This is a genomic window from Streptomyces sp. NPDC059524 (assembly GCF_042749255.1).
In the GTDB taxonomy this organism is placed as follows: Bacteria; Actinomycetota; Actinomycetes; order Streptomycetales; family Streptomycetaceae; genus Streptomyces; species Streptomyces xanthii.
Genome location: NZ_JBHYTK010000272.1, coordinates 1 through 5,205, shown reverse-complemented (window position 1 = coordinate 5,205; position 5,205 = coordinate 1). Strand labels below are relative to the sequence as shown.

General features: G+C 71.6%; 3 protein-coding genes. 2 read left to right on the top strand and 1 reads right to left on the bottom strand.

Translation table 11 applies throughout. From position 1 onward, the window contains the following. Window positions 1–185 precede the first annotated feature (185 nt). Window positions 186–2,417, bottom strand: coding sequence for a glycogen debranching protein GlgX (gene glgX / locus ACFW9D_RS37790; RefSeq protein ID WP_384629957.1), 2,232 nt, complete (start codon window positions 2,415–2,417; stop codon window positions 186–188). 116 nt (window positions 2,418–2,533) lie between these two features. Here glgX and ACFW9D_RS37785 point away from each other — a divergent pair, with 116 nt between their 5' ends. Together ACFW9D_RS37785 and ACFW9D_RS37780 are read left to right on the top strand one after the other, a co-directional pair. Further along, window positions 2,534–3,721 carry an Ig-like domain-containing protein gene (locus tag ACFW9D_RS37785; RefSeq protein ID WP_223205937.1) on the top strand — a complete coding sequence of 396 codons (1,188 nt, stop codon included), beginning with the start codon at window positions 2,534–2,536 and terminating at the stop codon, window positions 3,719–3,721. Between the two features lie 177 nt (window positions 3,722–3,898). After that, window positions 3,899–5,098, top strand: a complete 1,200-nt coding sequence (locus tag ACFW9D_RS37780; protein ID WP_188336766.1) for an Ig-like domain-containing protein — start codon at window positions 3,899–3,901, stop codon at window positions 5,096–5,098. Window positions 5,099–5,205: the final 107 nt, after the last annotated feature.

Genomic DNA, 5,205 nt, shown 5'->3' with positions numbered 1-5,205 from the left:
CTGCGGGTGCGTGGGGGCTGGTCGCGCAGTGCCCCGCGCCCCTGGAAGGCATGCGGCTTCGCCGCGCCTTCCCCAGATCACAGGCACTCCGCACCTTTGCCGGGGAAATGCGGCGCGCAGCGCCTGCATTTCAGGGGCGCGGGGAACTGCGCGACCAGCCCCCACCGGGGCCGCAGACGAACGGGCTACTCCACGACCCGGAGCAACAGCACCGTGCGGGGCTCGACCAACAGCTCGGCACCCCCGGGGTGCACCACCCCGGGCGAGACGACCCCGGACTCGGCACCCGTGTCGACCAGCACCTCGTACCGCCGCCCCCACGGCTCACCCGGCAGCACCCACGACACCGCCCCCTCACCCGCGTGCAGCAGCACGAGGAAGCTCTCGTCCCGCACGGCGTGCCCCCGCGCGTCCCGCCCGGGAATGTCCCGGCCGGACAGGTACATGCCCAGTGACGCGGCCGGCGCGAACCAGTCCCGCTCCGTCATCTCCTCGCCCCGCACCGTGAACCAGGCCAGATCCCGCAGCCCGTCCGCGGCCCGCGCGCGCCCCGAGAAGAACGCCCGCCGCCGCAGCACCGGATGCGCGTGCCGCAGCGCGATCAGCCGTGCCGTGAGCGCGGACAGCGCCTGCCACTCCGGCTCCTCCAGGAGGCTCCAGTCGACCCAGCCGGTCTCGTTGTCCTGGCAGTACGCGTTGTTGTTGCCGCCCTGGGTCCGCCCGAACTCGTCCCCGGCGACGAGCATCGGCACCCCCGTGGACAGCAGCAGCGTCGCCAGCAGGTTCCGCGACTGCCGCCGCCGCAGGGCCCGTACGCCGGGATCGTCGGTCTCGCCCTCGACCCCGCAGTTCCAGGCCCGGTTGTCGTCGGTCCCGTCCCGGTTGCCCTCGCCGTTCGCCTCGTTGTGCTTGCGCTCGTACGACACGAGGTCGCGCAGGGTGAAACCGTCGTGCGCGGTGACGAAGTTGACCGAGGCGTACGGGCGCCGGCCACCCCACGCGTACAGGTCGCTCGACCCCGAAAGCCGGTATCCGAGATCCCGCACGTCGGGCAGCGCGCCCCGCCAGAAGTCCCGTACGGCGTCGCGGTAGCGGTCGTTCCACTCCGTCCACAGGGGTGGGAAGGCGCCCACCTGATAACCGCCCGAGCCGACGTCCCACGGCTCCGCGATGAGCTTCACGCGGCGCAGCACCGGGTCCTGCGCGATGACCGCGAGGAAGGGGGAGAGCATGTCGACGTCGTGCATCGAGCGGGCCAGTGCCGCCGCGAGGTCGAAGCGGAAGCCGTCGACGCCCATCTCGGTCACCCAGTACCGCAGCGAGTCGGTGATCAGCCGCAGCACGTGCGGCTGGACGACGTGCAGCGTGTTGCCGCAGCCCGTGTAGTCGGCGTATCGGCGGGCGTCGTCCTGGAGCCGGTAGTAGCCGCGGTTGTCGATGCCCTTCAGGGACAGCGTCGGGCCGAGCTCGCCCGCCTCCGCCGTGTGGTTGTAGACGACGTCGAGGATCACCTCGATGCCCGCGTCGTGCAGCGCCCGCACCATCCGCCGGAACTCGCCGACCTGCTGTCCGCCGGTGCCGGTCGCCGCGTACCCGGCGTGCGGGGCGAAGTAGCCGATCGAGTTGTAGCCCCAGTGGTTGCGCAGTCCGCGCCGCAGCAGATGGTCCTCGTGCGCGAACTGGTGCACGGGCAGCAGTTCCACGGCCGTCACTCCGAGCCGCACCAGGTGCGCGATCGCCGCCGGGTGCGCGAGCCCCGCGTACGTGCCGCGCAGCTCCTCGGGGATCCCCGGGTGCCGGCGGGTGAAGCCGCGCACGTGCAGTTCGTAGATGACGGTGTCGGCCCAGGGCGTCTTCGGCCTGCGGTCGTCTGCCCACAGGTCGTCGGGCCCGTCGTCGTGCACGACGACCCCCTTGGGCACGTACGGCGCCGAGTCCCGTTCGTCGCGCACGGTGTCCGCGACGTGCTGCTCGGGCCAGTCCCGTACGTGGCCGTAGACCGCGGCGGGCAGGGTGAACTCCCCGTCCACGGCACGGGCGTACGGATCCAGGAGCAGCTTCGCCGGGTTCCAGCGGGCGCCGGTCCACGGGTCCCAGCGGCCGTCCACCCGGAACCCGTAGCGCTGCCCGGGCAGCACGCCGGGCACGAAGCCGTGCCAGATCTCGTGCGTCGACTCGGCCAGCGGGGAGCGCCGTTCGCGGCCCTCGGCGTCGAACAGGCACAGCTCGACGGACTCGGCGCCGCCCGCCCACAGCGCGAAGTTGGTGCCGGCGACCCCGTCCGGGCCGACCCGGTGGCGGGCGCCGAGCGGCGCGGGCGTGCCCGGCCACATCGGCTCCACCGGCGGGGTCCGCCCGCGCGTTCTCCCGTACGGCGCCGGGGCGGGCACCGCCTCCTGCTCGGCTGCGCTCGACACCTGTCGGCCTCCCGCGGCTCGTGGGGCTCTCCAGTTGTTCTGCCCAGAGCCTCCGTGGCTCGCACGCACGTTTCCCCGGCGGGGTGCCCGTCGTTGGGGCTGGCGTGAGAACAGCTGTGAGGCGCGCACGGCGCGCGGGGGCGGCCCTGGCCGCCGTACTGATCTTCGCCGGATGCGACGCGGCGGACGAGGAGCTCGGCAAGCCGCGCTCGCCCGAGGACCTGATCCGGGTGTCGCCGGACGACGCGAAACGGGGGGTGAGCACGGGCGAACGGCTCCGCGTCGAGGTCCCCGAGGGGCATCTGCAGTCGGTGAAGGTGGTGCGGACGCGGGACGCCCAGGAGGAGCGGGTGCCGGGCCGGCTCGAGGACGACGGCCGGACCTGGCGGCCGACCGGCCCCGGCGGCGGCCGGCTCGCCCTCGCCGCGAAGTACACGGTGGACGCGGTCGCGGTCGACGGCGAGGGACGCCGCTCGGCCCGGCACACCACGTTCACGACGGCCGTCCCCGACGAGCGGTTCATCGGCTACGTCACGCCCGAGAACCGCGCCACGGTCGGCACCGGCATGATCGTGAAGCTGGAGTTCAACCGGGAGATCCGCAACCGCGCTGCCGTCGAGAAGGCCGTCTCGGTCACCGCCCGCCCGGCGGTCGAGGTCGCCCCGCACTGGTTCGGGAAGACGCGGCTCGACTTCCGCCCCGAGAAGTACTGGAAGCCGGGCACCGAGGTCACCGTCGCGCTCGATCTGCGGGACGTGGAGGGCGCCCCCGGCGTCTACGGTCTGCAGCGCAAGACGTTCTCGTTCACGGTCGGCCGCAGCCAGGTCAGCCTCGTCGACGCGAAGAACCACACGATGCAGGTGCGCCGCGACGGGGAGCTCCTCGACACCCTGCCCATCACGGCGGGGGCGCCGCGCTCGACGACGTACAACGGGAAGATGGTGGTCTCCGAGATGCTCGAGGTCACCCGCATGAACAGCCGCACGGTCGGCTTCGGCGGCGAGTACGACATCCCCGACGTGCCGCACGCGATCCGGCTCACCGACTCCGGCACCTTCCTGCACGGCAACTACTGGTCGCAGGGCGTCTTCGGGTCCAGCAACGTCAGCCACGGGTGTGTCGGGCTGCGGGACGTGAAGGGCGGCAGCGCGCTGACGCCGGCCGGCTGGTTCTTCGACCGCACGCTCGTCGGGGACGTCGTCGAGGTGCGCGGCAGCGCCGACAAGCAGGTGGCGCCCGACAACGGTCTGGGCGGCTGGAACCTGGGCTGGTCCAAGTGGAAGGCGGGTTCCGCGCGTTCATAGGCGGGCCGCGCCGGGAAAAATGCGGGGGAGGGGTGCCGCGGGCCGGTTGGGACGGAACGGTGACATAACACGGGGATCCGTTTCCGCAGGTCGTGTGGTTATCTTTCGCAGTGCGCGCGCGGACGCGCGGGGAGTGCGGGCCTTGAGACCGAGGCCGTGCGAGGGGAGAACAGAATCTTGAACGGGCGACGACCGATATCGGCGGCTCTGCTGGGGGCGGCGCTGCTGCTGGTCACCGCGTGCGGTGGTGGAGGCGGTTCGGACGCGGGCAGCGACGGCAAGGGCAAAGCGGACAAGGCGGCCGAGGCGAACAAGCCGTCGGAGGCCGTCGTCACCGTCGCGCCGAAGGACGGCGCGGGCGGCGTGGCCACGAGCGGCGCGCTGAAGGTGACGGCGGACAAGGGCCGGCTGTCCCAGGTCGAGGTCGAGGACAGCAAGGGCAACCCGGTCCAGGGCGCGATCACCGACGGCGGCACGACCTGGACGCCGGCGCACCACCTGGCCGCGTCGACCAAGTACAAGGTCCACGCGGTGGCGAAGGACTCGGCGGGCCGTGAGTCGGCGAAGGACTCGTCGTTCACGACGCTGACCCCGCAGAACACGTTCGTCGGCACGTTCACGCCGGAGGACGGTTCGAAGGTCGGCGTCGGCATGCCGTTCTCGGTGCGCTTCACGCGGGGCATCACGCACCCCGAGGACGTCGAGAAGGCCATCTCGATCAAGACCGAGCCGGCCGTCGACGTCGAGGGCCACTGGTTCGGCAACGACCGGCTCGACTTCCGTCCCGAGAAGTACTGGGCGGCGGGCACGAAGGTCACCGTGAAGATGAACCTGGACGGCGTCGAGGGCCGTGACGGCGTCTACGGCAAGCAGGTGCGGACCGTGAAGTTCACGATCGGCCGGAGCCAGGTCTCCACGGTCGACGCGAAGAAGCACATGATGACCGTCGAGCGCGACGGCAAGGTCATCAAGAAGATCCCGGTGACCACGGGCAAGCCCGGCTACGACACGTGGAACGGGCAGATGGTCATCAGCGAGCGGCTCCGGGTGACCCGTATGAACGGTGACACGGTCGGCTACGGCGGCGAGTACGACATCAAGGACGTCCCGCACGCCATGCGCCTCACCAACTCCGGCACGTTCATCCACGGCAACTACTGGGGCGGCGGCACCTTCGGCAACGTCAACTCCAGCCACGGCTGCGTGGGCCTGGCGGATGTGCGCGGCGGCTACGACAAGAAGGTCTCGGCGGCCTGGTTCTTCGACCGCTCGATGGTCGGCGACGTGGTGGTCGTCAAGAACTCCCACGACCAGACGGTGGCCCCTGACAACGGGTACAACGGCTGGAACATGTCCTGGGCCGACTGGAAGAAGTGACCCCGGGTCGGACCTGAGGATTCGTCCGCGGGTCCGTCGTGGCTGGTCGCGCAGTTCCCCGCGCCCCTGAAGGCATGCGCGGCGCGCCGCCAGCGACGGGGAGATCG